The 25,782-nt window shown below is 41.9% G+C and carries 23 protein-coding genes and 1 pseudogene; 13 read left to right on the forward strand and 11 right to left on the reverse strand.

The window, feature by feature from the left end:
* The first annotated feature begins 7 nt into the window (after positions 1–7).
* Positions 8–172: a phosphoribosyltransferase gene (locus tag F7734_RS14865; protein ID WP_155745436.1), complete on the forward strand. Its 165-nt coding sequence runs from the start codon at positions 8–10 to the stop codon at positions 170–172.
* 47 nt (positions 173–219) lie between these two features.
* Here F7734_RS14865 and F7734_RS14870 read toward each other — a convergent pair whose 3' ends face one another.
* From F7734_RS14870 to F7734_RS14880, 3 genes are all read right to left on the reverse strand, one after another.
* Positions 220–411 (reverse strand): hypothetical protein, encoded by a 192-nt coding sequence (locus F7734_RS14870; RefSeq protein ID WP_155745462.1) that lies wholly within the window; start codon positions 409–411, stop codon positions 220–222.
* A gap of 59 nt (positions 412–470) precedes the next feature.
* The gene (locus tag F7734_RS14875) at positions 471–746 is read right to left on the reverse strand and encodes a XisI protein (protein ID WP_347566205.1); all 276 of its coding nucleotides are present in this window, start codon (positions 744–746) and stop codon (positions 471–473) included.
* A 266-nt stretch (positions 747–1,012) separates the two neighbouring features.
* On the reverse strand, positions 1,013–1,708 hold the full coding sequence (locus F7734_RS14880; protein WP_155745437.1) for a phosphoribosyltransferase: 696 nt from the start codon (positions 1,706–1,708) through the stop codon (positions 1,013–1,015).
* 62 nt (positions 1,709–1,770) lie between these two features.
* On the opposite strand from F7734_RS14880, the gene F7734_RS14885 reads away from it, so the two are divergent.
* Positions 1,771–1,929 carry a hypothetical protein gene (locus F7734_RS14885; RefSeq protein ID WP_155745438.1) on the forward strand — a complete coding sequence of 53 codons (159 nt, stop codon included), beginning with the start codon at positions 1,771–1,773 and terminating at the stop codon, positions 1,927–1,929.
* Positions 1,926–3,944 carry a magnesium chelatase ATPase subunit D gene (gene bchD, locus F7734_RS14890; RefSeq protein WP_155745439.1) on the forward strand — a complete coding sequence of 673 codons (2,019 nt, stop codon included), beginning with the start codon at positions 1,926–1,928 and terminating at the stop codon, positions 3,942–3,944. The genes F7734_RS14885 and bchD overlap by 4 nt, the downstream gene beginning before the upstream one ends.
* A gap of 295 nt (positions 3,945–4,239) precedes the next feature.
* Here the strand turns inward: bchD and F7734_RS14895 are convergent, their stop codons facing one another.
* Complete coding sequence (locus tag F7734_RS14895; RefSeq protein WP_155745440.1) at positions 4,240–4,584, reverse strand: hypothetical protein; 345 nt, start codon at positions 4,582–4,584, stop codon at positions 4,240–4,242.
* A gap of 883 nt (positions 4,585–5,467) precedes the next feature.
* Here F7734_RS14895 and F7734_RS14900 point away from each other — a divergent pair.
* The 5 genes and pseudogenes from F7734_RS14900 (at position 5,468) to F7734_RS14930 (ending at position 11,476) form a co-directional block, all read left to right on the forward strand.
* Positions 5,468–7,411: an alpha-amylase family glycosyl hydrolase gene (locus F7734_RS14900; protein WP_155745441.1), complete on the forward strand. Its 1,944-nt coding sequence runs from the start codon at positions 5,468–5,470 to the stop codon at positions 7,409–7,411.
* A gap of 5 nt (positions 7,412–7,416) precedes the next feature.
* Positions 7,417–7,617 carry a proline racemase family protein gene (locus F7734_RS65290; RefSeq protein ID WP_155745442.1) on the forward strand — a complete coding sequence of 67 codons (201 nt, stop codon included), beginning with the start codon at positions 7,417–7,419 and terminating at the stop codon, positions 7,615–7,617.
* Between the two features lie 241 nt (positions 7,618–7,858).
* Positions 7,859–8,113, forward strand: a pseudogene (locus F7734_RS14915) (sodium-independent anion transporter); the annotation flags it as partial.
* Positions 8,114–8,882: 769 nt separating this feature from the next.
* Positions 8,883–10,097 (forward strand): calcium-binding protein, encoded by a 1,215-nt coding sequence (locus tag F7734_RS14925; protein ID WP_155745444.1) that lies wholly within the window; start codon positions 8,883–8,885, stop codon positions 10,095–10,097.
* Positions 10,098–10,429: 332 nt separating this feature from the next.
* On the forward strand, positions 10,430–11,476 hold the full coding sequence (locus F7734_RS14930) for a cyanophycinase (protein ID WP_155745445.1): 1,047 nt from the start codon (positions 10,430–10,432) through the stop codon (positions 11,474–11,476).
* A gap of 441 nt (positions 11,477–11,917) precedes the next feature.
* Here F7734_RS14930 and F7734_RS14935 read toward each other — a convergent pair whose 3' ends face one another.
* The 5 genes from F7734_RS14935 to F7734_RS61995 form a co-directional block, all read right to left on the reverse strand.
* Complete coding sequence (locus F7734_RS14935; RefSeq protein ID WP_155745446.1) at positions 11,918–14,563, reverse strand: cation-translocating P-type ATPase; 2,646 nt, start codon at positions 14,561–14,563, stop codon at positions 11,918–11,920.
* A gap of 1,193 nt (positions 14,564–15,756) precedes the next feature.
* Entirely contained in the window at positions 15,757–16,188 is a 432-nt protein-coding gene (locus tag F7734_RS14940) for a TPM domain-containing protein (protein ID WP_155745447.1), read from the reverse strand.
* Between the two features lie 412 nt (positions 16,189–16,600).
* Positions 16,601–17,533 (reverse strand): CoB--CoM heterodisulfide reductase iron-sulfur subunit B family protein, encoded by a 933-nt coding sequence (locus tag F7734_RS14945; protein ID WP_155745448.1) that lies wholly within the window; start codon positions 17,531–17,533, stop codon positions 16,601–16,603.
* The gene (locus F7734_RS14950; RefSeq protein ID WP_207714104.1) at positions 17,530–17,910 is read right to left on the reverse strand and encodes a hypothetical protein; all 381 of its coding nucleotides are present in this window, start codon (positions 17,908–17,910) and stop codon (positions 17,530–17,532) included. Before F7734_RS14950 ends, F7734_RS14945 begins: the two co-directional genes overlap by 4 nt.
* Entirely contained in the window at positions 17,910–18,089 is a 180-nt protein-coding gene (locus F7734_RS61995; protein WP_207714105.1) for a 4Fe-4S dicluster domain-containing protein, read from the reverse strand. The genes F7734_RS14950 and F7734_RS61995 overlap by 1 nt, the downstream gene beginning before the upstream one ends.
* A gap of 613 nt (positions 18,090–18,702) precedes the next feature.
* Here F7734_RS61995 and F7734_RS14955 point away from each other — a divergent pair.
* Positions 18,703–19,188 (forward strand): rhodanese-like domain-containing protein, encoded by a 486-nt coding sequence (locus tag F7734_RS14955; RefSeq protein WP_155745449.1) that lies wholly within the window; start codon positions 18,703–18,705, stop codon positions 19,186–19,188.
* Positions 19,189–19,217: 29 nt separating this feature from the next.
* On the opposite strand, the gene F7734_RS14960 is transcribed toward F7734_RS14955, so the two are convergent.
* Together F7734_RS14960 and petC are read right to left on the reverse strand one after the other, a co-directional pair.
* A complete protein-coding gene (locus F7734_RS14960; RefSeq protein WP_155745463.1) occupies positions 19,218–20,237 on the reverse strand; it encodes an NAD(P)/FAD-dependent oxidoreductase in 1,020 nt (339 codons plus the stop codon).
* A gap of 41 nt (positions 20,238–20,278) precedes the next feature.
* Positions 20,279–20,812 carry a cytochrome b6-f complex iron-sulfur subunit gene (gene petC, locus F7734_RS14965; RefSeq protein WP_155745450.1) on the reverse strand — a complete coding sequence of 178 codons (534 nt, stop codon included), beginning with the start codon at positions 20,810–20,812 and terminating at the stop codon, positions 20,279–20,281.
* 350 nt (positions 20,813–21,162) lie between these two features.
* Here petC and F7734_RS14970 point away from each other — a divergent pair, with 350 nt between their 5' ends.
* The 4 genes from F7734_RS14970 (at position 21,163) to F7734_RS14985 (ending at position 25,009) form a co-directional block, all read left to right on the forward strand.
* Positions 21,163–22,494, forward strand: coding sequence for an FAD-dependent oxidoreductase (locus F7734_RS14970; protein WP_155745451.1), 1,332 nt, complete (start codon positions 21,163–21,165; stop codon positions 22,492–22,494).
* Between the two features lie 346 nt (positions 22,495–22,840).
* Positions 22,841–23,533 (forward strand): MBL fold metallo-hydrolase, encoded by a 693-nt coding sequence (locus F7734_RS14975; RefSeq protein ID WP_155745452.1) that lies wholly within the window; start codon positions 22,841–22,843, stop codon positions 23,531–23,533.
* A 67-nt stretch (positions 23,534–23,600) separates the two neighbouring features.
* On the forward strand, positions 23,601–24,146 hold the full coding sequence (locus F7734_RS14980; protein ID WP_155745453.1) for a rhodanese-like domain-containing protein: 546 nt from the start codon (positions 23,601–23,603) through the stop codon (positions 24,144–24,146).
* Positions 24,143–25,009 (forward strand): sulfite exporter TauE/SafE family protein, encoded by an 867-nt coding sequence (locus F7734_RS14985; protein WP_155745454.1) that lies wholly within the window; start codon positions 24,143–24,145, stop codon positions 25,007–25,009. The genes F7734_RS14980 and F7734_RS14985 overlap by 4 nt, the downstream gene beginning before the upstream one ends.
* Positions 25,010–25,782 lie beyond the last annotated feature (773 nt).

Here is a 25,782-nt window from a genome sequence, read left to right on the forward strand (position 1 = left end):
TAGTAGCGTGCTGTTAGTCGAACTTGAAGCGGAAGTGGACAAGGTTGTGTGCGTGCTGATGCCAGAGGCTTTGTATGCCATTGGTATCTGGTATAAAAATTTTGAACAAACGAGCGATGCAGAAGTATGTGAAATATTGGCAAGACACAAACTGTTGGTAGCCAATGACTGATAAATGGAGGTTGCGTTAATGGATTGCATATTAATACCAAATCCATTTTATACATCAACATTTATCTCTTCTATTTGTCTAGCCGCTTTCTCCCAAAGCTTTGCTGAAGTTTCATCTTGCCAATGAGTTCGGAGATTTTCTGCTTTTTTGTGACATATTCGCTCTAGCATTTCTAAAATGGTAGATAATGTCAATTTATCAATTAATGATTCTAAAATATCCATATATTCTTTGTGCATCATAGTTATCTCCTGAACATTAGCTATGTCTCCTAGTATAGCTTTACAAAACTTGTTCATTAGCTAACTGCAAAACCATCAAACTGCCGCATGAACGGCGAGTGATATGCCAACACAATGTCGTCTTTTGCAACTCCTCGCCTTACAAATTCATCCGCAAATCCAATCTCAGTGCCATCATACTGTATCCAAATCTTGCTATCTTTAATATCGATATGTACCGAACACCCGTAAATTGGACGCTCGTCTTTCCATCCTGCACTAACAACTTGATAGCGATCTCGTTCTAAATCAAAAACCACTGAAAGGTCAACCAAACCAATGCACCGAGTCACAGAAATCCAGATTATTTCAATTTGATGCGATCGCCCAATCCCACTAACTCCAACGCTAGTTATTTGATGACTTCAATTGTCACCTCAGTCTCAGAGGTAACTCCATCCTTAGGCAAAACTATTCCTTTCCAAATTTTGCTTCTCCTAGATTCATCAGCATAGTCTTGAAAATGTTGATTAACTTGTTTGTTTGTCGCAAGAATATGAAGAGTGTGAGTACCTATTTCATCCTTAATCCAAAATTGACAAGTAAAAATATTGTTGGATTATGGTGAGGCGGTTGGCATAAAATTTGACCCCTCAAAACTTTTCAAACATCCTCTTAAAGTAGATTCCTCAAGTAGGTGACGTACTTGCTCATCAGTAATTTGCGAAAAGTGATCGTACCAAATAGCAATGGTATACATCGGTTCTGGCTGTATTAGACAAACAACTTCATCAACCTCAGTTTTTAGCTGTTTGCAAATGTCTGGTGGTGCAACTGGAACTGCCACAATTATTTGCTTTGGTTGTTCTTGTTTGAGAACGGCGATCGCAGCACGAATTGTTGAACCAGTAGCGATACCGTCATCTACTAAAATAATGGTGTGATGTCGTAAATCTGGTAGTGGACGCTGACCTCGATAAGTATGGTCGCGGCGTTGCAGTTCTCGTAATTCTCTAGCAGCAACTTCGTCAATTGTTTTACTAGAGATATTTAAATGACTAATGACATCGTAATTTAAAACTCGAACACCATCAGAGGCGATCGCTCCTATAGCCAGTTCTTTATGACCAGGTAAGCCAAGTTTTCTGACGATGCAAACATCAAGCGGTACGTGCAATGCTTTTGCTACTTCATAAGCAACAAGTACTCCTCCACGCGGTAAGCCCAAAACAATGACTTCTGGGCGGTTGTAGGCTGATAGTTTCTGGGCTAACATTTGCCCTGCTTGAGCGCGATCGCGGAGTTTATTCATCATAACTCTCACCTCCGATTTAAGCTGCCAAATCTTTTTGCCCCGAACAAGAGATTTTTGCTTTCGTGAGTGTTAGTAGATCATCACTTTATAATTTAGGGAAAAAGTTTGAGGAAGTTGTGAGGTCTGGCGTGCTAGTTCACTCTGTTGCTGAAGGTAGGATAATAGCTTTATTGCTAATCATCGCCCATGTGTCACAAATATTCGAGGCGATCGCGTCATGATTTTATCAACTCACTCATCTGGAATTTCCACTTTTCCTCTGACAGCCATTGTCGGTCACGAGGCGATTAAATTGGCGTTACTGCTAGTTGCTGTAGACCCGGATTTGGGAGGAGTGGTGATTTCCGGTCGTCGCGGTACAGCTAAATCAGTTATGGCTCGCGCTCTCCATGCGCTGCTTCCCCCTATTGAAGTCGTTCGCGGTTCCTGTTGCAACTGCGATCCCAATACACCCCAGGAGTGGGATGATGAAACTGTGAGAGCAACAGACAGAAAAAAGAAGGATGAACGAGATGATTTCTCCCTACTTCCTACAAAAGTCATCCCCGCTCCTTTTGTCCAAGTTCCTCTTGGCGTGACTGAAGATAGATTATTGGGTTCAGTGGATGTGAGTCAATCGATTCAGCAGGGAGAGACGGTATTTCAACCGGGATTGCTGGCACAGGCACACCGGGGTATTTTGTATGTAGATGAGATTAATCTACTGGAAGAACATATCGCCAATCCGCTCATGGCTATTTTAGCTGAGGGGTACAACCACATTGAGCGCGAGGGCATCAGTTTTCAACATCCTTGCAAACCTTTATTTATCGCTACTTACAACCCAGAAGAAGGTGTAGTGCGAGAACATTTACTTGACCGAATTGCGATCGCACTTTCTGCTGATGAGGTTTTGAGTATAGATGAGCGCGTTCAAGCTGTGGAGCAAGTTATAAATTACGCAGAGTCTCCCCAAAAATTTCTCCTGCAATATGTCGAAGACATCCAAGACCTCAAAACCCAAATTATCCTAGCGCGAGCATTGCTAAAAGATGTGCAAGTAAAACGCGAGCAAATTGCCTACTTAGTTAACGAAGCTATTCGCGCTCAAGTACAAGGACATCGAGCCGAATTGTTTGCGTTGCGAGTTGCTAAAGCGAGTGCTGCTTTGAATGGGCGGTTACAAGTGAATAGCGAAGATTTACACTCCGCAGTTGAATTAGTCATTGTACCCAGAGCAACGGTCATTGAGTTGACAGTAGAACAACCGCCCCCACCCCAACCCCAACCAGAACAACCAGAGCAAACAAACACCGAAACTCCGGAGAAAACAGAACAAGACCAACCGAGTATCCCCGAAGAATTTGTCTTTACGCCAGAAGGAGTTATCCTTGACCCCTCCGTGCTTCACTTTGCGAAAATTGCCCACCAAAGACGGGGTAAAGCCGGTGGTCGCGGGCTGATTTTTTCCCAAGACCGAGGACGCTATGTCAAGCCGATGTTTCCCAAGGGAACAATTCGGCGGATTGCAATAGACGCTACCTTACGGGCTGCGGCTCCACACCAAAAAACACGTCACCTACGTCAGCCCGGTCGTCGGGTCATTATTGAAGACGACGATATCCGAGTCAAGCGATTAGCCCGCAAAGCTGGAGCGTTGGTGATTTTTGTTGTTGATGCTTCTGGTTCAATGGCATTGAATCGAATGCAATCGGCTAAAGGTGCGGCTTTGCAGATGTTAGCCCAAGCATACCGCAACCGCGACCAAATTGCCCTAATTCCCGTCCGGGGTGAGCGAGCAGAGGTGTTATTGCCTCCTACCCGGTCGATTACCGCCGCTCACAAACGCCTAGATTATTTACCTTGTGGTGGGGGGACTCCCCTCGCTCACGGTCTCGTTCAAGCAGTGAGAGTTGGAGCGAATGCGATGCAGTCCAAAGATATTGGTCAAGTTGTTATTGTACTGATTACCGACGGTCGGGCGAATATTCCTCTATCGCGTTCCCTCGGTCAATCGTTTTTGGATGAAAAGAAACCAGATGTTAAAGGGGAAGTGCTGGATATTGCTGTTAAAATTCGGGCATTAGGAATGCAAGTGTTGGTTATTGATACAGAAAATAAGTTTATTTCTAGTGGATTGCCTAAGGAGATAGCACAAAGGGCAGCAGGTAAATATTATTACTTACCTAAAACAACAGAACGAAGAATTGCTGCGATCGCCCAGGGGGTCATGGCTGATATTAAAGCTGGTATTTGACAATCGAAAGCGCGATCCTGGGATGAGAAACATTTATCCCTTTTTTGTCACTCTCGCCGTAGTATAATCAGTGGCAAGCCCTAGAAGCGTTGCCTGTACTATGGTAGACCCTCGTCAACCAATACCCACAGTCCTTTGCAGGAGGTTGTATTACTACCAGGAGTAAAGATGCCTGTGTTAGTGGAACAACCAAGTTCAATTGGTGTTGTCCAGCTAATAATGCGAAGTCAACAAAAACAAATAGCGATCGCTCTTTGAAACTAAAACTTCTTTACACAGGCCTGGAAAATAAAAATTAATATCTATTACTCCTTCCTAAAAAAGGATTTCGCTCCCGAAGAATGTATTCGCAGCGCCTTTGATGACGGTGGGAGTGAATCATACACTGGCGGTAGCGACGCATTCGTGCTCTTTCCCATCTTTCCGCACGCCAATTATTCCCAGAGTTATGGTCACGATAGTCCCAAGGAGGACGATGAGTCGGATTGCGACGCTCAATCTGGACTATCGTATATTTTTTATCAGATTTACTTGTGACAAAGGTTTGCTCTGCTTGAACTGGACTAGCAGTCGCTACTATGGTAGCCAATAATGTGATACCAGCAACAAAGAAGGTTAAAAATTTTTTACTGGTGAACATACTACCACCTCCCTTAGCAGGGGTGGAACGGAATTCGTGAAGCTAAGTACTCATGCAAAATGAAATATACACATCTGTCATTGCGTAGCTTGCTTTCCCTTTCCTCGAAGCGATTCCCAAGGGTGAGGGGTATGGAGCCAAGGGCAATACTTGCAGAGTATTGCTATTCCTTCAAAAAGGGTTTTGAAGGTAGGGCAAGGGTTTGAACTAAACCAAACTTACTCCTCAGAGCATAAATACTTTTGCACAATCACTTACTTTTTCTTCTATTACATTATATCAAATAATAGTGAGGTTTGCTGTCCTTTTTGGAGGGTAGATGCGATCGCCAAGGTCTTTTCTTTCCATAATTATGTAAGGTGTAAGTAGGTCGGTATGAGAAAACGTAACTGGGAATGGTCGTCCTTAGTCATTTGTCATTGGTAAGGATTCTAGTGGATTTACATTTTGTAATATAGTTCGGTTTATTCCCACCCACCTACTTAGCGATAAATTGTCTGCTACTAATTCATTCTCTTGTTAGTTTCTGCTAGAAGACGCAAGATAAAATAATCGTAGGAAGCCGCCGAAAAAGTTCTCAGCGATTTGTGGCCTCTAAATATTTGGATATGTCATTTCCTCATAAAATCCCCAAATTCTTTTCATATACTGAAATAGAGAAAGGATGAAGAGTGATGTCATATACCATCTTCAACTTTTGGTCAAACTCTATTTGGAAAGAAACCTAGTAAATTCAGGGTGTAACGCTATAACTGGCTGGAATAAGACCGAAAGGATATAAAGTGAAAAAAGTGAAAATCGGTCACTTGTTGTCAAGTCGATCTCTATTTGTATTTAGTAACGCCGAACTCACTCTAAATAATCGTTTTGTAAGGAGTCAATCATGGTTACTGCGATCGCTCAACCAGCACAGATCGATTCATCTTCTACCCAACCATCTACCCGGAATGGAATGGGAGCTATTGTTTATGATGGGGGGACTACCTTCAGAGTTTGGGCAAAATTTGCATCACAGGTTTATGTAGAAGGAGATTTTAACAATTGGTCTCAGACAGCAACTCCCTTAGCATCTGAAAGCAATGGATATTGGTCAGTAGATGTTTCAGGAGCTAAGCCCGGTCATTACTATCGCTATGTGCTGCATAATAACGAAATTTTCCATCGTGCAGATCCCTATGGAAAGCACGTAATCGATCCTCGCGATCGGACGAAAGCAGCGAATGATATAGGCAAAGTTGAAATCAAAGCTCCCTTTGATTGGGGCGAACATCATTTTACCATGCCAGCCTGGAATGAATTAGTTATCTACGAACTGCACGTCAGTTCTTTCAATGCTCGTAAAGGTAATAAACTACCAGGAATTTTTTACAATCTTATCCAGGCAAGTCATGCTAATTCTGGTGAAGAACAGCTAGGAACTTTCACTAGCATCATTGAAAAATTGGATTACCTCAAAGACTTGGGAGTCAATGCAATCGAACTCCTGCCAATATTTGACTTTCCAAGTACAACATCTCTTGGATACAACCCCAATTTACCTTTTGATATTGAAAGTAGCTACGGTTCTCCAGAAGACTTTAAAAAATTTGTCATGGCTGCTCACGATAGAGGCATTGCTATCATCTTAGATGTGGTCTACAACCATTTTGATTCAGGTATTTACGATCGGCCATTTCCAAGTCTTTGGCGCTTTGATGGCTGGCATCAAGGAGAATATGGCGGTATCTACTTCTACAATGATAGGCGTGCTAACACTGATTTTGGTCCCCGCCCTGATTTTGGTCGAGACGAGGTACGCCATTTTATCCGAGATAATGCCTTAATGTGGTTAGAAGAGTATCAACTTGATGGCTGGCGATTTGATTCCACTGTAAACATTAGAAACGCCAAAGGAAATAATAACGACCCCAGCAATGATATTGCTGAAGGATGGGGTTTAATGCAATGGATCAACAACGATAAAAATAACAAACAGCCTTGGAAAATCTCCATTGCTGAAGATTTGCAAAATAACGAATGGATTACTAAAGATACAAGGACTGCAGGCGCGGGGTTTAATTCTCAGTGGGGTAGTTCATTCTACTGGTCAATTTACAACGCACTTGCCAGTCCACTTGACAATTCTCGTAACATAATTGACGTGCAAAATGCAATTTTACAACGGTTTGAGACAGATGCCTTAAAACGAGTCATCTATAGCGAAAACCATGATGAAGTCGCTGAGATTAATCATAAAAAACGTCTCCCAAATAGAATAGATGAGAATCAAGCAGATAGCTTCTATGCGAAAAAACGCTCTACATTAGGAGCCGTGTTCACTTTAACTTCACCAGGTATTCCGATGATTTTCCAAGGTCAAGAATTCCTGGAACAAGGAGCTTGGAAAGATAATGTTCCACTTGATTGGGATAATTTATCGAAATATCCGGGAATTTATAACTTGTATCGAGACTTAATTCATTTACGCCGCAACTGGTATAATAACACGTGCGGCTTGCGCGGACAACACGTACACGTTCATCATGTCAACGACAAAGACAAAGTTATCGCTTTTCATCGTTGGGAAAATGGTGGGTTTGGAGATGATGTTATCGTGGTTGTGAATCTGAGCAATCAATCTTACGATAGCTACAGCATTGGGTTTCCTCAAGGAGGAATGTGGTGGGTACGCTTCAACAGTGACTGGAACGGCTACAGTCCTGATTTTGAAAACCATCCAGGGTATCACACCAAAGCTTATCCAACTCATGTAGGAGACCCCGACCATATGCCTTACCGAGGAAATGTGGGCATTGGTCGCTATAGTGCCCTTATTCTGTCGCAATAGTTCAAATGGATCGTTGTCCTTGTGGTACAGGTACTTCCGCTACAATGGCTACACTGCACGCCAAAGGTGAACTGCCACTGGGTGTTGAGTTTACAACTGTGAGTATAATCGGTACTCAGTTTCACGGAAAACTGATTCGGGAGATTCAAGGTAAGCGCTCAATAATCTGGGGTAAATCGCTCATCGACAAGCCTCAAACGACGTAAAATCGTTCCCGAACTGGTAGTTCGCCCCGATTTATTGAGCGGATACGACTCAAGTAAGTAATTTTTTAGCGGTTGACCCTGTTTTTACGGGAAACGCTTATATAACTGGTATTCAGCAGTTTCTAGTTGATCCAAACGATCCACTCAAATATGGTTTCTGTTTAGAAAGCTGAGATTTCTCTACCCTTTTTGACGATGATAGAGGGAAAGATTTTGAGGTGTTTACACGGAATGCCTACCTAACAAATGCGATCGCCCAGAAGTAAAACATTTAGTACTGGTGTGTAGTGCAGTTAACTTTATCGATGGTAGCGCATTAGAAACACTCAAGAGTTTGATTATTGACTTAAACACGAGCGGAATAGGATTTTATATGTCTGAAGTCAAAGGTCCAGTGATGGATCGGCTTGCAAAAGTTGGATTTGTAGATGAGCTAGGAATAAGTCATATCTTTCTCACTACCGACCAAGCGATGCAAGCATTGAATTGTGTTTGAATGCTTATACTTACAAAACGCGAAGCGGAAGTGTTATTTTGGATTGCAAAGGATAAAAGTAATGCTGGAATTGCAAAAGTACTGGGTTGTTCTGAAGGAACGATACGAAAACATCTAAAGCCTCTTTACGAGAAACTGGGCGTGCAAACCAGAACAGGTGCGGTAATGGTTACTCTGACAAAGCTGGGATTACTCATAAGGTAATTTGTTGCAATATCTTCATACTTTTATACGCAGATCGTCGTATTGCCACCACAATCTATTTCAAGGAGTATTGAATTATAGCAGTCCTAAATGATTTACAAACACCTCTTCCTTTTCTTCCTTGTCCTCCTTGTCTCCCTTGTTTAGCTCTCAAATAGGATTGCTATATATATACTAGTTTTTGATTTTTGTTGGCTAGTTTAAGTATAAAGTGAGCTTCGCCAACTATTTTTACATATTTAAAAAGCTGTAATTTTGAAATTATTTTTGTTTCCTCACAAGTTTCTCATATTTTTTTATTAAAAAGATGAGAGCGAATACAGAGCAAAATTTGTACAGCTAATTTTACAGTATCATTGTGTAACCACCAGCATTCCCAAAGGTTATGGGCGAGGCAAAATTTAGGCGAAACTTTACTGTTCCCTGGTTGCGTTAGCTTCCTGTAGGGTAAAGTATTTCTTAATACTAGGGCAGCAATTCCAAAAAATGGGATTATTTATTTCCCAGTGACAACAAATATTTGTGTTCACCAATATTTGAAGCAAGTTCAAAGGAGGAATGAGATATGTCTAACGATGACCTAATTCTCTCTAGCGCACTTCAACCAAGTGATTCTATCGATGGACGTTCCCAAAAAGACTGGTCTGTTGATTGGTGGAAATATATCTATCGCACTCCAGCTAATGATAACCATCCTATTCTCGATCAAAGTGGAGAGAAAGCCGACACAGGTCAATCACCTCCTGTATTCTATCTTGTAGGCACTTTTAATGCATCAGGAGAAGTTACGCGCAACGTTGAACTACAACCAAACAAGGGATATAAATATCTCTTTTTTCCCACAGTCAACACTCAATGGGATGCTGTTCAACTACAAACATCTTTTCCTCAAGTTGTACCAGCTAATTTAACTAATGCACAAGTCCAAGGATTTACTCAAGCCGTGGCAGATACGGGGTTAAAAAAAAACGGCGGAAGCCTCTTTGCGTCTATTGATGGTGTATCTGTGGGCAACTTAAAAGCTTATCGACAAACCTCTGATGTTTTCGACTATACTCTCCCAGGAAATAATCTCTTAGGGTTGCCAGCCGGGGAAATTACAGGTTCCTTTGCTGATGGTTTCTACTTAGGTATTGACTTAACTGCTTTACCGCCGGAGGAACATACTTTTAACTTTGGAGGAGTTTTTAATCTAGCAAAAATAAATATACCGAACAATCTGAAGCTAGAGGCATTAGAGGGATTATTCCAAAGTTTTGGAGAATTCTCGCAAAATATCACTTATAAAATTTCTTTCGATCTGAACAAGATAGTCGGCACTAATGATAAAAATACTCTTACCGGAACCACTGGATGGGACGACATTAGCGGACTCAATGGTCAAGATTACATTATTGGCCTAGAAGGCAATGACGTGCTTCGTAGTGGGAATGAAGCCGATACTTTAATTGGCACAAATCCCAAGAATTGCTGTCCTGGTTACAGGGAAATTGATATTCTGTATGGTGGGGATGGCACAGATATTTTCGTGTTAGGAGATGCCAAAAAAGTTTACTACACAGGAAATGGGTTGAAGGACTACGCCCTCATCAAGGATTTCAGCCCCGATGATACGATTCAGCTTAAAGGAAATACTTCTTATGCATTAAGCAAAAAATACTCACTTGGAGGCAAGAGTGGCACGAGTATTTTCCTCATGGGTACTTCCGAACTCATTGGATTTGTTGAGGGAGTAACTGGTTTGAGTTTGACGAGTAACGACTTTACCTTCGTCTCTTAATAGAGAACGATAGCTACTCCGGCAATTATCTGATGGCGACAGCTACGGTAAATCTAGGATAAATTTTGTAAAAGCGATCGCGTGAGTGTCATAGATCCTGCTTGAGTTTCCCCGCGATCCAAAACAGTCAGGAATTCGCCGAAGACCACTGGCTGATGGAAGACGACAAAGGCTCAAACCGCCGTGTCAAACTCCACCCCCTTCGCTGGGACTTTCGCTCCAGTAGCATCGACTCCCTTCTTAATATCAAAATGTTCAGACAATATATTAGAGACTCCAGTTGCTAAAATTACTAATTCTCTAGTGTCATCTTTCTTAATAAATATTTATCTATGACAAGAAAATTTCAAAACCTCACTCAAACAGATAATGAGAGTGATAAATTTGACTATAAATGTGAATGTAGAACTGTTAAGAGTACTTCTGCAAAACCAACTCCTTGTATTCTGCTGATTGGTGGTGCGGAAGGAGGAACTTCGGGAGAAGATTCCGCTACCCAATGGTTTCTTAAACGAGTAGATGGGGGAGATTATTTGGTTCTTCGTTCTGGTGGAATCGGCGAACAGGCTGAATGGATCTGCAATTATTATCAAAAATTTGTCAGTTCAGCAGCAGAAATTTCTATCGACAGCCGAGACGCAGCCAATAATCCAAAAGTTATTCAATTCATCCGCAATGCTGATGCTCTATTTATAGCTGGTGGTAATCAGAATGAATATGAAGATTATTGGGAAGGCTCGACCTTAGAAGAAGCAATTAACTACTTAATTAATTCAAAAAAAGTTCCCATAGCAGGAACCAGTGCTGGAATGGCTATTCTAGGAGACTATTATTATGCACCAGCCCATCAGGGTGTGTTGAGTTCAGAAATTTTGAATAATCCTTTTCATCACAATACAAAAGATATTTATTACAGTGACTTTATTAAAGTCCCAATTCTAAAAAATGTGATAACTGATACGCATTTAGATAGAATTAACCAAGACCATCCAGAAACAAGATATGGGAGGCTTTTTGGATTTCTAGCTAGGGTCGTTTATGAAACAAATAATCAAATTCCGGTTTATGGTATTGGTTTAGAAGAAGGTGCATTTGTTGCTATTGATGAAAAAGGAATTGCTATTGTTTTTGGCAATGGAACATCTCAAGGGCAAGATGCCTATTTTCTGCAAACTAAAGGCGCACCAGAACAAATTAAACCAAATTTACCCTTAATTTGGAACAATAATGGACAAGCTGTTAGAGCTTATAAAATTTCTGGAACTCCAGAAGGAAGTGGACACTTTGACCTAAATAATTGGTCAATCGCGTCTGGAGGGAGTTGGGAATACTGGTTCACCACTAGTGGAATGTCTGGTTTCAAAAGAAAGACGATTTAGTTGTAACTAGTTGTCATGACGAATTCGTTACCAGAAGCAGTATGGTGGGGAGCATCCTGTTTTGGCAAAAAAAATGCCCTCAGAATACAATACTGCGTAGGTTTTGCGTGGAAATACGAAAATAGGTAGGTTGGGTTGAGGAACGAAACCCAACATTTACAGGCATTTGTTGAGTTTCTCCACGGCGATCCAAAGCCACAAAAATTCTTATTCGAGTAGTATTGCCTCAGAATAAAATTCGGCTCTTCCGTACTTAGTGGGCTAAATTCTTGTGAAAATTAGCTTGTAATCCTTACTGGGCTTTCATTACAGTCATTATTGATATCAATTCAGCATTAAGGATAAAATGCGTGACTATAAGCGACTGTAAGCCTTGATTTTAAAGGAAAGTTATCGACTGTAATTGAAAATTAGTCCACTAAGTACGGAAGATCCCCTATCTTAAACTTCCGAATGACTGTGATTGGTTACAGCTAATCTCCTCTTTCGAGAAGGTATTTTCAACAACTCAAACCAGAAAAAGCTCATGACTCCAGCCACTAGACAAATAGCAAGATCGATTGGATGTAGATATGAGAAGCGGAAGAGGTGGCGTAAAAACGGGACGTATAGCACCATCCACAAAAAGACTAACCCACCACCAATAACCCACCAAAAAGCTGGATTAGGTGACTTAAATGTTGTTAAATTGACACGATTTGAAGAACGTTCGCTAGCAATTAATCCTAAGTTAGCAAGTAGCAATGCTGTAAAAGTCAAAGCACGAGCATCTAATTCTCCTTGTCCGCGATACAAGGAAATGAGGTAAATCAGTAAAATGATTGTTAAAATGCCTACACCTTGAAGTAAAGCTAAACCTAAGTTTTGTCTGCCAAATACAGGTTCAGTGGGATTGCGAGGTGAGCGGTTCATGACATTGGGTTCTGCGGGTTCCGCTTCCAAAACTATGGAACAAGCAGGGTCAATAATCAAATGCAGAAAAGCAACATGAACGGGTAGCATCACTAAAGGTAACTTTAACAACACTGGAATTAAGGACATTCCCGCGATTGGGACATGAATGGCAAGTAAATAAGCCATTGCCTTTCTGAGATTGTCAAAAATCCGTCGTCCCAATTTGACTGCTTGCACAATCGTTGAAAAGTCATCCTCAAGTAATACGAGGTCTGCTGACTCCCGCGCTACATCTGTACCGCGTCCGCCCATTGCAATACCAATGTGTGCAGACTTCAAAGCTGGTGCGTCGTTAACACCATCGCCTGTCATGGCAACAATTTCACCATTGGCTTTCAGGGCGTTGACTATTCGCAATTTTTGTTCTGGCACGACTCGTGCAAAAATGTTTACACTAGAAATACGTTGTTGCAGTTCGCTGTCATCCATCTCATCTAGTTCCGACCCGGTAACGATTTCGCCCATTTGCAATAACCCAACTTGTTGAGCGATATTTTGGGCTGTACCGGGATAATCGCCTGTAATCATGACAACTCTCACACCAGCAGTGTAGCATTCTTGAATTGCTTGTGCGACTGTTGGACGTATAGGGTCAGCTAGCCCGACTAATCCCACAAATTCAAAAGCAAAGTCATGTTGGACATCGGGTAAACAATCGGCACTAAAGGCGGGATGGGGGGGAAAGAAAGCAGGTGGTGGATCTTTGAGAGAAGCTTTGGCAACTCCTAACACTCGTAAACCGTCATTTGCCATTTGGTTGATTTGAATTGCTAGCGCATGCATTTGCTCTGATGTAAAATGACACAAATCAGCAACGGCTTCTGGCGAACCTTTAGCCGCAATGATGCAGTTTTCACCGTCAGCTGTTTGCCAAACTTGAGACATTGCTAGCATCTGTGGTGATAGAGGGTACTCTTTTAGCAGTGTCCAGTCATGGTGTATGTGTTCTGTTTGAGCTAGATAGCGATTCCCCAGTTGCTTGAAAGCTTTTTCCATTGGGTCAAAGGGGTCTTTATGACTGGCGAGGATGCTAAACTCTACAAGCTGATGAACTTTCTCTGGTAACGGTTCTTGGGCATGAAGGTTTAAATCGTAAATGTTTTGATGCACGCTGTTTTGATTCCAAGAGCATAACTGTTGTACAGACATCTGATTAAGAGTCAGCGTCCCTGTTTTATCAACACATAAGACGGTAGTAGAACCTAAAGTTTCTACTGCAGGTATGCGCCTGGTTAAAACTTGTTTTTGAGCAATTCGCCAAGCCCCCAAAGCAAGGAAAATGGTGACAACGACAGGAAACTCATTGGGTAAGATTGCCATTGCTAGGGTAATTCCAGCTAGCGATCCTTGAAGCCAATTACCCCTCGTTAACCCATAGACCACAACGACCACAGCGCAAATGGCTAAAGCAGCGATCGCTAAATTCTTTACCAACCGTGCCATTTCTTTTTGCAGTGCGGTTTGTTCTAATTTCAATCCTTGTAATGCTTTACCAATTTTACCAATTTGGGTGTGGCTACCAGTTGCTTGTACCTTGGCAATTCCTTGACCTTGTACGACTAATGTACCAGAATAAACAAAAGGTAAATTATCGCCACCAGGACGGGTAAATTCATCATTCGCCCTGACCTCAACCGCGATTTTCTGTACTGGTAAAGACTCTCCTGTTAACAAAGATTCATCAACTAAAAGGTGGGTGCAATCAAGCAGTACTGCATCCGCAGGAACGCGATCGCCTTCTGCCAAAAAGACAACATCTCCTCGTACCACTTCCCGACCTGCAATGCGCTTTTTTTGTCCGTCTCGAATCACTAACGCACGAGGACTAGAAAGGTCTTGCAATGCTTCGAGCGCCCTTTCAGTTTTCGTCTCCTGATAAAGGCTAATGCCCATAATAAAGAAAACGAAACCTAGTAAAATCAAAGCTTCTTGCATATCGCCCAAGGCAGTATAAATTGCGCCACAGGCAACAAGTAGTAAGAAAATAGGGTCTTCGATAATCTCGCGAGCGATTCCCCAAAAACTTCGCCGCTTGCTGGAGGGGAGTTCATTATAACCTTCTCGTTTCAGTTTAATCGCCGCTTCCGATTCCGATAATCCGTTCATCGGGTTGGAATTGAATTGATGTATCATATTTTTTCCTCGGATACAACAAATCTAACTTGCGCTTTAACAGGTTAAGAAATAAGCAGTAGTTCAGAGTTAGATCCTATGGAAAAACTTTGAGGAAGTTGTGAAGGTAACTTACAGTGTAACTAAAGGCTTTGACTGACTTCCGAGGAAGCCAAACTCTTATTAAGAATTCCTTGAATTCTTGATTTTTTCAATGTACAACGTATTTCAGGTAAATGAAGTACACCAGTAGGGGTGAACAACCGTATGCCTACGAACGTCGGCACGCTACGCGAGCGCCCTTACAGTAATGCCCATCACGCTCTATTGGCGCGGGAGGAATGGCGAAAATTTCTAAAGAATCCGGGATCGTTAGTGGTAAATGAAATATAATCAAACTGTGGAGTTACCAGCCCCACTCGCGAAGGCAGCGCATCCTCCCCAAGGCATCGGGGAGGGTTGGGGAGAGGGGTCTTATTCATCTGTTGCATTCTTTTTTCAAATTGGTATTACATCATTCCAAATTTACATCTCGGGCATAAATTTCCATGTATTTCCATATCAAAATAATTGCCACACTGAGTACATTTCTTACGAAGGTCAAACGGGAATTTTGTCTTTTCTGCCTGTTTGAGTAGACATGCGAGACATACATCTCCTTGGTCTTTTATGTCAAGTAGTTTGCCACACTGAGTACATTTTTTCTGAGCTAACAATGGTAAGCTAGTCAAATATTGACATTCTGAGTATAACCCATTAGATAACTCCGAATGATAAAACTTTTTATCACAATCAGCACATTTTTCTTTTTTCCGAGAGGATATTTGAGCTTGGCATTGTGAACATACTCTATCAGATAGTTGCCAGGGGAAGAACTCTTGACTGCAGTAGGTACATTTTACTTTTCTTAACGAGGGTGTTACGTATTGGCATTTGGGACACATCCCATTAGTCAATTGGGACTCAAAAAACCATTCACCACAATGAGCACATTTTTCTTGTGAGCGAATTTGACAATTTGGACACACCCTATTAGTCAATTGGGACTCAAAAAACCATTTACCACAGTGTTTACATTTTTCTCTATTTAAGTATATTTTTAGTTGTTGGCAGTCTGGACACAACCCATTTGACAGTTCTGCTTTTGCAAACTCTTGATTGCATCTAGTACACTTTTGCTTGTGTCGCCCTAAAAAACTAATCATCTCCGCCTCCTACATAGGACATTTCCATCCCTCAAATCTGACACGACCAGATTTTGTGCTGTTTTTTCCGAGTTGCTCAAATGTGACGCGAGTGTGGTTTCGTCTACTTTTATCTTGTCCTTTCTTGCCAATTCCCCAATAATTAAACAGTTCAATTGCAAATTTTTTTGGAGAAGCCGCAGGGACAGTTTCGCTGACAGTGACAACCGCCATTTCTGTACCATTTTTCGCCTCTAATTGAGAAATCATCTGATTAATTTGAGTTTCTGTCTCATTGCTGAGGATTCCTGCCATATCAGTTACCCAACCACCATACTCCTGTCGGGGATTCGGCACTTCTTGAACAGTCAAAGCCAGACTAGAAAGGGGAAAAAGAAACATGGCAGAGGAAAACAAACCCACCCAAAAAACGCGTTTTGGTTTGAGGAAATTAAATTTCATTGCTTTAGCCTCCAGCAGATAACTGTTATGGTATTGGTCATAGCCAAACTTCCAAAACTTGTGGAGTTATTCTTTAATTTTTGTGAAAAAATACGGCTTGAACAGATAAATTCCTATCAAAGAGATTTTTGAGTTCTTTTTTTAACTTAGATAAGGTCTGGTAGAAGGTACGCTTAATTACAAGTTGGATGAGGTTGAAATCTGCTTGTAAATAAAAACTGGCAATTTGCGTTCTTATTGCTCCTACCTTCATTAATTTATAGGCGAAAACTTTGAGGAAGTTGTGAGGAGAAAATTTGTAATTATGACTGTAGCAGTCCATGTAGAGCCAATTCCGCCTATATGTTCATTACGTTGACGTTAATGTGATGTCCGCTGTCCTGGAAGTCACTATAATTTACTCACAAGTTTCTTAATTAGTCGTATTTTGGATGTTGCCGACCGGATTTTGTATACGGAAAATGGGTAGGTCACTCAAGATGATACCCAACTTAGCTAAAATCGGCTTGGTGGAAACAAGGTGCTTATCCATACCCAGCTTCCCTGGCTTAATCCCCAACGCCAGCCCAATTAATTCTGTAATATAAATCACTGGCAAAGAATAACTAACATTGTACTTTTTCTCAATATCAGGCTGTCTCAATTCCAGGTTGGTAGAACACAACGGACAAGCCAAAACAATGCAATCTGCACCTAGGGATTTTGCTTCATCCAGTAGTCCCTTCGTCAGTGACAAAGCTACGTCTTCCTTCGGGATTAAAATGGAACCACCACAACATTTCGTCTTGGATCTAAAATCAACTACCTCCGCACCACAAGCTATAGCTAATTTATCCATCGACATCGGGAACACAGGGGAGTCCCATCCCGTGATATCTGTTGGTCTAGTTAACAAACAACCATAATAACAAGCAACTTTCAAACCCATCAGAGGCTTTCTGACTTTACTAGAAATATCCAAGTCATTTGCCAACACATCTACTACATTTCTGACTTTTATGTTGCGATCGCCAACAGAAATCCCCATAGCTGCAAGAATCGAGGAGATTTTATCCCGTTCTTGCTCATTCTCCAACGCTTTCGCCGCTTTCGCTGACTTATTGTAACAACCAGAACAAGCTGCCAACAGATCTGTATTTTGATTTTGCGCCAGAACCACATTTCTAGCCGCTAAAGCCATCCCCACATCATGGGAAACACCAGTAGCGATAGAACCGCCACAACAAGACCAGTCCTGAAGTTCTTCAAGTTCAATTCCCAACTCTCGCATCACGACTTTGGTGGATAAATCGAACTCCTTTGCAGTGGTATGCAAACTACATCCCGGATAGTAAGAATATTTCATTTTTTGCTCACCTTGGATAATGCTTGACTAAACTTTTGAGGGTCTTTCACCTTGGCTGGTAATAGGGACAATTTACCCCTAAGAGCTAATTGCACTCCTAAGAGTGCCTGTTGTCGCATTGCAGGTAAACCGCCATATTTGTGTATCAACTCAGGTTCAAAAAGAATGCCTCGTTTCTCAATTAACTCTACAAATATCTGATGGAAACGAGTAGAGTCGTTGTTTATACCCTCACGAATAGCGATCGCCTTCACCGCTTCAATCACATCTGATGGTCGAACCCCACGGGGACATCGAGAGGTACAGATTTGACAAGAAGTACATAACCATAGGGTATTACTTTGCAGTACCTTTTCCCATTCCCCTCGTTGCACCATCAGCACCAGACTTCTAGTTCGTCATCTTCCGACTGCACCGTGTTCATGACTTCCCTGGGGGAATAATCATTAAATTCGGCTGCGGGACAAACCGCAGTACACACACCGCAATTCAAACAGGCATTCATCCCATGCTGATATAAAATATCTTGCTTTAGCTCGTTAAATAATTTGCCCATAAATAACCCCTCGCGATTGCATAGTGGTTGCGGAGGAACATCGCCTACTGCCCTCCTATTCCCCACCACAATGTTTCTGAGCGTGAATTTAATCAACAATAAATCACTTATTCACAATATAACAATATAGTGATTTAAGTTCAAGTAAAGTTGGGGATTTTTTTTCAACCTATGTAAAATCATCAACACTAGACCATTAATATATATGACTATATAGTAATGTAATCGAATTTCAAAAACATCTGGCGTTGGGCATCACGTTATTCCGACAACTCTCTGCTCTATAAATAAGTATATATACTTGTTTATTTAATTGCTGATTTAGGGAATAAAACAGCCAATACTTGTGGGTTAAGCGTAAAAGTACGAAAATACGTAGGTTGGGTTGAGGAACGAAACCCAACATTGATAAGCATTTGTTGGGTTTCACTATCGTTCAACCCAACCTACACAAATTCTTATCCGAGCAGAGGTTTTAAAGAATAGTGGAAATTAGCCAATGACTTTTAAGATAGTTCTAGAATGCGATCGCATTCTAGATTGTGAGACTAAGCAATGGGAGTATGGCACGATCGAGGGTAAGGGAAGAATTGTCATAGGGAAATACTAGCTCATGAAAATCCGGTATTTTTTATTTGTAATTTTACTTGGGTTCGGGATATTCATTTATGCCTTTCTGGGTGTTGGCTATGACTCGTCAGCTTTAGCATCCCCCATCCCAGTAGTCTCTAATTCCAACGTTGACTGGAAAACAGCAGTGGATAGTTATCTCAAATCCATCCCTGAAGACTATTACGCAGTGGGAAAAGTTGAAGGATTGAAACAGATCCTAAAACGAGATAATATTTTTTTGGTGGATATCAGAGAACCTTCTGAGTATGCGTCTGGTCATATTGGTAACGCTATCAATATTCCCCTACGGGCATTGGTTCAAAACCTAGACAGGATTCCCAAAAAACAACCTGTAGTAGTTTACTGTTCTTCTGGTTATCGTTCCGCAATGGCGGTCATGTCCTTACATCTTTTGGGCTATGACAATGTGCGAGGTTTCCCACCTAGTATAAATGGTTGGAAAGCCGCAGGTCAAGATAATTCGTAATTGCCGCAGCAAATTTAGCTTATCATATCCTATCCTGGGCCAACTTCGTTTGAGCCAGGGTAGTTCACATTCTCTTCCCAACGACGCGCACCATTTGCACAACGAATATCTCGCCAAATTTGAGTAGCAGCTAAAGCACCATCTCCAGCCGCAATCACAACCTGATTCAACCCTACTTTCAAATCGCCAATCGCAAAAATACGCGGATGAGAAGTCCGACACATCTTATCTGTTACTAGATTACCCCCTTTCATCTCTAGGTTTATCCCTTGTAGATACGTGTGATGATAGCGGGAACCCATTGAAATTAGACCTGTTTCTAACTCAATCATCGAACCATCTACCAACTCCACACCAGTCATTTGGTGATTTTGTCCTAGGAATTGTTTAATCGGTGTCTTCACTAAGGGATAACCATGTTCCCGAAGTTTGTAGCGCATTTCGGGACTCACTTCAAAACTTCCGTGAGTAAACACGGTAATGTAAGGTGTAAACCAGCTTAAGTTAAACACCATCTCTTCAATACTTGCCTCACTACCTGCGAAGAAACCACATTTTTTATCCGTCATCTCATAGCCATCGCAGACCATACAGACATGCAAGTTATACCCGGCATACTCGTAAACATTTCGCATTTCATCTAAAGGTGGCAGATAGTCAATAATACCACTAGCAGCAATCAAATACCGAGAGCGAAACACGGCATCAACACCATTTACACGCCCCACCTTGACCTTGACAGCAAAGGTTTCTCCTTCATCGACTACTTCCTCAACATAAGCATTGAGGAAATCACCATCGAGGGAGGCATAATGTTCCTTCCCGTTTTGCAATAAAACCCTACCAGGGGTATTTGGTGATAAGCCCAGATAATTGTGCAATTCTTGCATCCAGAAAGAACGAGCTTTACCCTTGTCAATAATTAAACTAGAAAGACGAAAACGCTGTAAGTAAATACCCGCAGACAATCCCCCAGCACCACCGCCGACAATAATTGTGTCATAGATTTGGTTAAGCTGTTGGTTAAAGTTTTTCTTAGAAAATTCCATGTTATTGAAAATTCGCTTGATTTCTTGTTGAACGATAATCACTAAACCCACCAAGGTTTTTCCCCAGTGCGGGGGTCTATTTCCGTCCAGGGAGAAATGCTGATATAGTCCCCTTCAACCTTGACACCAACAAGCTTTAGAGGAAGAGGTGCAGGACCTCGCACCACTCTCCCATCAGCATCATAGCGAGAACCATGACAGGGACATTGGAATTGATTGTCATTGGGATTCCAAGGGAATGTACAACCTAAATGGGTGCAGTTATCGACAATTCCCCAAGGGTGCAAACTACCATCTGACTGTACTGTTAAATAAGTCGGTTCTGCTGCTAATCCCGCTACTAAGGCACGAGTCCCAGGGGTTTCACCCAAAATTTGGCTAGCTGGAATCACATCTCCGTTAATATCCTTAGCAAGGATAGAACCATCTTCGCCCACTTCTTTTGGGGGAACAAAGAATTTAGCCGCAGGATACAGTATATTGCTAGCTGTGGTGGCGACAACTGCACCCGTGAGGAAGTTGAGCAATTGTCGCCTCGACATTGAAGGGCTTTCTAAAGGAAGACTTTCTGACATGATTTTACACCTCCGGTAAATGTTTATTTAATTATTATATCACTATATGGTAATTAAATGAATTGTTAAATTATTTAATCGTTATAGCCTTTCTCAGTCTCATGAGGTACATCCTCCTTTCATCCCCCCTTTGTAAGGGGGGACAGAGGGGGGTAATTTTTGTACCTCACCAGGTTGAAATTTGCTGGAATCACTTTTAGGGGTTGACTTGAATTTACAATATAACTGTATTACTATCTGATTAAGTAGTGTCACAAAAAGTCCCGAAAAGAGCGTGGGAATAGAGAGTCGTTTGATGCTGGCACTTTTCCTCGATCCTACGCCAGTTTTTAGCAATCGGAGTAATCAAAATGGTTCACATTGTCGTACTGGGTGCGGGAATAGGGGGTCTACCAACAGCTTACGAACTGAGACATTTGTTGCCAAAATCCCATTGCATCACGCTAATTTCTGACAACCCAAAATTTACTTTTATCCCCTCCCTACCTTGGGTAGCCTTTGATTTGACACCATTAGAAAATATTCAACTAGATATAAAAAATTTGCTTTGGGGACGGGGTATTCATTGGATAGAAGGAAAAGTGACAGCCCTTGACCCGAATGCACAAACCCTTCATGTTGCAGGAAAAATCATTAATTACGACTACGCAGTCATTGCAACGGGAGCATCTTTAGCACTGGATGCAGTACCAGGATTAGGTCCAGAGCAAGGCTATACCCAATCTGTATGTAATCCCCATCACGCTTTATTAGCACGCCAGAAATGGCGAAAATTTCTGGAGAATCCGGGACCGTTAGTGGTGGGAGCAGTACCGGGAGCAAGTTGTTTTGGTCCGCTATATGAGTTTGCGCTGCTGGCGGATAATGTTTTGCGACGACGGGGTTTGCGTCACAAAGTACCGATGACTTTAGTTACACCAGAACCTTATGCAGGTCACTTGGGAATTGGGGAAATGGCAAATTCAGCCCAGTTGGTGACTCGACTGCTAAAGCAACGAGATATTGAATTAATTGAGAATGCAGCAATTTCTGAGATTAGCCCCCAAAAGATTACCTTAGCAGATGGTCGTATTTTACCCTTCCAATATTCAATGGTACTACCACCTTTCCAGGGCGCGTCATTTTTGCGATCGGCAAAGGGATTAACGGATGCGAAAGGGTTTGTGCCTACTTTACCTACATACCAACATCCAGACTTTCCCTCAATTTATAGCTTGGGTGTGGTAGTGCAGTTAACTCCAAAAGAATTGACACCTGTACCCATTGGTGTCCCGAAAACTGGACAAATGACAGAAGCAATGGGAATGGCTGTTGCTCACAATATCGCTAGGGAATTAGGAGCGATAAAAACAGGACCAGTAAGACCTACCCTGGAAGCAATTTGTATGGCAGATTTTGGCGATACCGGGATCGTTTTTATTGCGGCTCCAGTATTGCGAGATCCTGTCACTGGAAAACGGCGGTTTTCTGTAGCGAAACGCGGTCGTTGGGTGAGTTGGATCAAGGTAGCTTTTGAGAAATTTTTCTTAACTAAGATGCGCTTGGGAATGTCTGTACCGTGGTTTGAGCGTTGGGGTTTACGGATTTTAGGTTTATCTTTAGTCGAACCAATTCCAAATGAGTTGATTTCAGATTCACAAAGCATGAGTGTAGAACACATTTGTAAACTTACAATGCGATAGCGCTAGCTCGAAAGTCTTTGGGGAACTTTGTTCTGAGCTAGCACTCATGTTCATCCTACAGCTTGGACAGTTAGTCAGGATTCAACACTGCAAGGGCTCTCGAATTTTTGTAGTAGGGGTAAACCCGTGTGTGAAACCCAACAAATGCTTGTAAATGTTGGGTTTCGTTCCTCAACCCAACCTACGTAATTTCATTGTTTAAGCTTAACTGACAAGTATTGAGTCACGATTAACTGAGATTTTTTTACTAGCGTACTAAATATAGTCGGCACTAACACTAGACAATCACGTTTTATTACCATATAGTTATATCATGTAAAAACGAGATTATCTGGAGTTAAGCATCATGTTATTCCGACAACTATTCGATCCAGAAACCAGTACATATACTTATTTAATTGCCGATGTAGGAACTAAAACTGCGATTTTGGTCGATCCGGTGTTAGAACAGGTGGAGCGCGATCGCCAATTACTCAAGGAACTAGGACTAACTCTAAAATACTGTCTAGAAACCCACATCCACGCCGATCATATTACTGGAACGGCTAAACTCCGCCAGATGACGGGTTGTTTGGGAATCGTACCAGAAAATGCTCAAGCTAGATGTGCAGACAGGTTTATGAAGGATGGTGAAGTCTTGGAGTTGGGGAGTGTGAGGGTAAAAGCGATCGCAACTCCCGGTCATACGGATAGCCATAATGCCTATTTAGTGAATGGGACTCACTTGCTGACTGGAGATGCACTGTTAATTCGTGGTTGTGGACGGACTGATTTCCAGAGTGGGGATGCAGGGATGATGTATGACTCCATCACGCAAAGATTGTTGACATTGCCTGACGAAACCTTAGTTTATCCCGGTCATGATTATCGTGGGAACACAGTTTCCACCATTGGGGAAGAGAAACAGTGGAATCCTCGATTTGTGGGACATAACCGCAGTGAATTTATCCAATTGATGGCAAACCTAAATCTACCTAATCCTAAAAAGATGATGGAAGCCGTACCCGCTAACCAGCGTTGCGGTCATGTTGCTGCTTAATCAAATCCCACAGAAACTCTGCTTGTCTCTGCGTTAAAAAATCCTACATCCTTAAGTATAAAAAGTTATGACTACTTCTCGCTTGAATAGATTACAAACCATTGATGCTCAAACTCTGAAAACATTAATTGAGCAACAAGCTGTCACACTGATAGATGTTCGCGAACCTGCTGAATATGCAGGGGAGCATATTCCCGGAGCAACCCTGGTTTCCCTTTCCAAATTCGATCCGCACAAAGTACCCCAAGATGAGGACACCCAAGTCGTTCTCTACTGCCGTTCTGGGAATCGCTCAACAATAGCAGCTCAAAAGCTGTTTGATGCAGGTTTTGCAAAAGTCACCCATCTTGATGGGGGTATAGGTGCTTGGAAAGAAGCTGGTTACTCCACCAAAATTAACAAAAGTGCTCCTGTGAGTTTAATACGGCAAGTGCAAATTGTCGCAGGTTCTTTAGTATTAATTGGCACGTTATTAGGAGTATTTGTTTCTTCTTGGTTCCTGCTTCTCAGTAGTTTTGTGGGAGCGGGATTAATATTTGCGGGAATTACAGACACTTGTGCATTAAGAATGCTACTAGCAAAACTTCCTTATAATCAACGGAGCCATGTATGAGCTGGATAATCGGGCATTTATTAGCTGCTTGTATTGGGGTTAGCTTGGGTTTGATTGGTGGTGGTGGTTCGGTATTGGCACTACCGATTCTCGTTTATGTCATGGATGTAGCGCCAAAACCTGCGATCGCCATGACTCTTGTGATTGTTGGTACCGTGAGTTTGTTAGGAGCAATTCCCCACTGGCGAGCCAAGAATGTCAACTTGAAAACTGCGTTGATTTTCGGTTCTGCAACAATGCTGGGGGCATTTGTCGGGGCAAAGATTGCCACATTACCAGTAGTGACTGAAGCTTTCCAAATGATGCTGTTTGCAGTCATGATGTTGCTGGCAGCCATGTTTATGATTTGGCGCAGCTCTTTGCCCATTGCAGCAGATGACAAGCTGGCACTTTATCCCCAACCCGTCTGCAAGTATTGCTGGTTGTGGTTAATGAGTGAAGGCTTGGGGGTGGGTGTACTGACTGGGTTAGTTGGTGTTGGTGGTGGGTTTGCGATCGTTCCTGCTTTAGTACTGTTGGGAAATGTACCCATGAAACAGGCTATTGGAACATCATTATTAATTATTGTATTTAATTCAGTTGCCGGCTTTCTGGGCTACTGGGGATATGTTTCTTTAAATTGGAACTTGATGTTATCCTTCACTGTGGCTGCTAGTGCAGGAACAATTTTCGGTGCCTACTTATCTCAGTTTGTTCCGGCGCAAAGACTTCAGAAAATTTTTGGTTATTTTTTGCTTGCGATCGCGGCTTTAGTTCTGGTGCAGAATCGTCATCTACAGCCGAAAAAAGTCTCAAATTTTACTCATATTAGGATGGTAGTGCAGCCTAAACCATCCTCTAAGATATCAAGCCCCACATCTTAATCAAAGAACTCCAGACTAGAGCGTGTTTGCGTTAGACATAAGTATGTATTTTTCTGCTCTCGTGTCAAAAACGCTCAAGCCTATATACAACAAGGCTTTTCCGACCCAGGATGCAGGTTTTTACAAAGAGATCGGCTCAACCTCAAGAAAGTTGTGAGGGCAACTTCAACTGTAACTAAACTCTCAGATTGGGTAAGCGTTCAGGGGGTAGAAGGGCGATTGCCTCCCTTCCGCTTCGCGAACGCCAGGGGAGTATTGGCAGCACTTGAGCAGAGGTATGAGGTAAAGAAGTGAGTAGGAATGGACTAACCGTAAGACCTGAGTTCGATGTAAAAAATGTTATTGACATATATAATGACCGAGTCAGAGGTGCGTCCTAAATTATACAACTGGCGCAACTGACAATATGACAAGCTGGTTGCTAATCCTGAAATTTAAGGTGCTACTGATAAGGGTGCGATCGCCTTTTTATTAATGCCGAGTATTTCCTCACAAAATCCTCATATTTATTATTTATTGTAATTTTTAAGAAGAAAAGGATTACTTGAGTAAGCTGTCGCGCATCTAAATTGTACTTTGTGGAGCTTGAAAGCCTTGCTGTGAGGTTTTCAGGTTTAAAAATTAAGTGCGTCTCAGCTTATTATCTAAGTAAGCTACTACAACCCTAGATAAAACCTTTTAACTCCAATCTTAATTTATATCAATTTAGAAAGACGAAAAAATAGACCAAAATTAATGGTTCAGATAACTTATCCTGATGTCTCTATATTAAC

The sequence above is a fragment of the Scytonema sp. UIC 10036 genome (genome assembly GCF_009725235.1).

Excerpts from the sequence above, each read along its gene's own strand:
- F7734_RS14870 (WP_155745462.1), bottom strand. The coding sequence starts at position 411 with ATGCACAAAGAATATATGGATATTTTAGAATCATTAATTGATAAATTG.
- F7734_RS14880 (WP_155745437.1), bottom strand. The coding sequence starts at position 1,708 with ATGATGAATAAACTCCGCGATCGCGCTCAAGCAGGGCAAATGTTAGCC.
- bchD (WP_155745439.1), top strand. The coding sequence starts at position 1,926 with ATGATTTTATCAACTCACTCATCTGGAATTTCCACTTTTCCTCTGACA.
- F7734_RS14895 (WP_155745440.1), bottom strand. The coding sequence starts at position 4,584 with ATGTTCACCAGTAAAAAATTTTTAACCTTCTTTGTTGCTGGTATCACA.
- F7734_RS14900 (WP_155745441.1), top strand. The coding sequence starts at position 5,468 with ATGGTTACTGCGATCGCTCAACCAGCACAGATCGATTCATCTTCTACC.
- F7734_RS65290 (WP_155745442.1), top strand. The coding sequence starts at position 7,417 with ATGGATCGTTGTCCTTGTGGTACAGGTACTTCCGCTACAATGGCTACA.
- F7734_RS14925 (WP_155745444.1), top strand. The coding sequence starts at position 8,883 with ATGTCTAACGATGACCTAATTCTCTCTAGCGCACTTCAACCAAGTGAT.
- F7734_RS14930 (WP_155745445.1), top strand. The coding sequence starts at position 10,430 with ATGACAAGAAAATTTCAAAACCTCACTCAAACAGATAATGAGAGTGAT.
- F7734_RS14935 (WP_155745446.1), bottom strand. The coding sequence starts at position 14,563 with ATGATACATCAATTCAATTCCAACCCGATGAACGGATTATCGGAATCG.
- F7734_RS14940 (WP_155745447.1), bottom strand. The coding sequence starts at position 16,188 with ATGAAATTTAATTTCCTCAAACCAAAACGCGTTTTTTGGGTGGGTTTG.
- F7734_RS14945 (WP_155745448.1), bottom strand. The coding sequence starts at position 17,533 with ATGAAATATTCTTACTATCCGGGATGTAGTTTGCATACCACTGCAAAG.
- F7734_RS14950 (WP_207714104.1), bottom strand. The coding sequence starts at position 17,910 with ATGGTGCAACGAGGGGAATGGGAAAAGGTACTGCAAAGTAATACCCTA.
- F7734_RS61995 (WP_207714105.1), bottom strand. The coding sequence starts at position 18,089 with ATGGGCAAATTATTTAACGAGCTAAAGCAAGATATTTTATATCAGCAT.
- F7734_RS14955 (WP_155745449.1), top strand. The coding sequence starts at position 18,703 with ATGAAAATCCGGTATTTTTTATTTGTAATTTTACTTGGGTTCGGGATA.
- F7734_RS14960 (WP_155745463.1), bottom strand. The coding sequence starts at position 20,237 with ATGGAATTTTCTAAGAAAAACTTTAACCAACAGCTTAACCAAATCTAT.
- petC (WP_155745450.1), bottom strand. The coding sequence starts at position 20,812 with ATGTCAGAAAGTCTTCCTTTAGAAAGCCCTTCAATGTCGAGGCGACAA.
- F7734_RS14970 (WP_155745451.1), top strand. The coding sequence starts at position 21,163 with ATGGTTCACATTGTCGTACTGGGTGCGGGAATAGGGGGTCTACCAACA.
- F7734_RS14975 (WP_155745452.1), top strand. The coding sequence starts at position 22,841 with ATGTTATTCCGACAACTATTCGATCCAGAAACCAGTACATATACTTAT.
- F7734_RS14980 (WP_155745453.1), top strand. The coding sequence starts at position 23,601 with ATGACTACTTCTCGCTTGAATAGATTACAAACCATTGATGCTCAAACT.
- F7734_RS14985 (WP_155745454.1), top strand. The coding sequence starts at position 24,143 with ATGAGCTGGATAATCGGGCATTTATTAGCTGCTTGTATTGGGGTTAGC.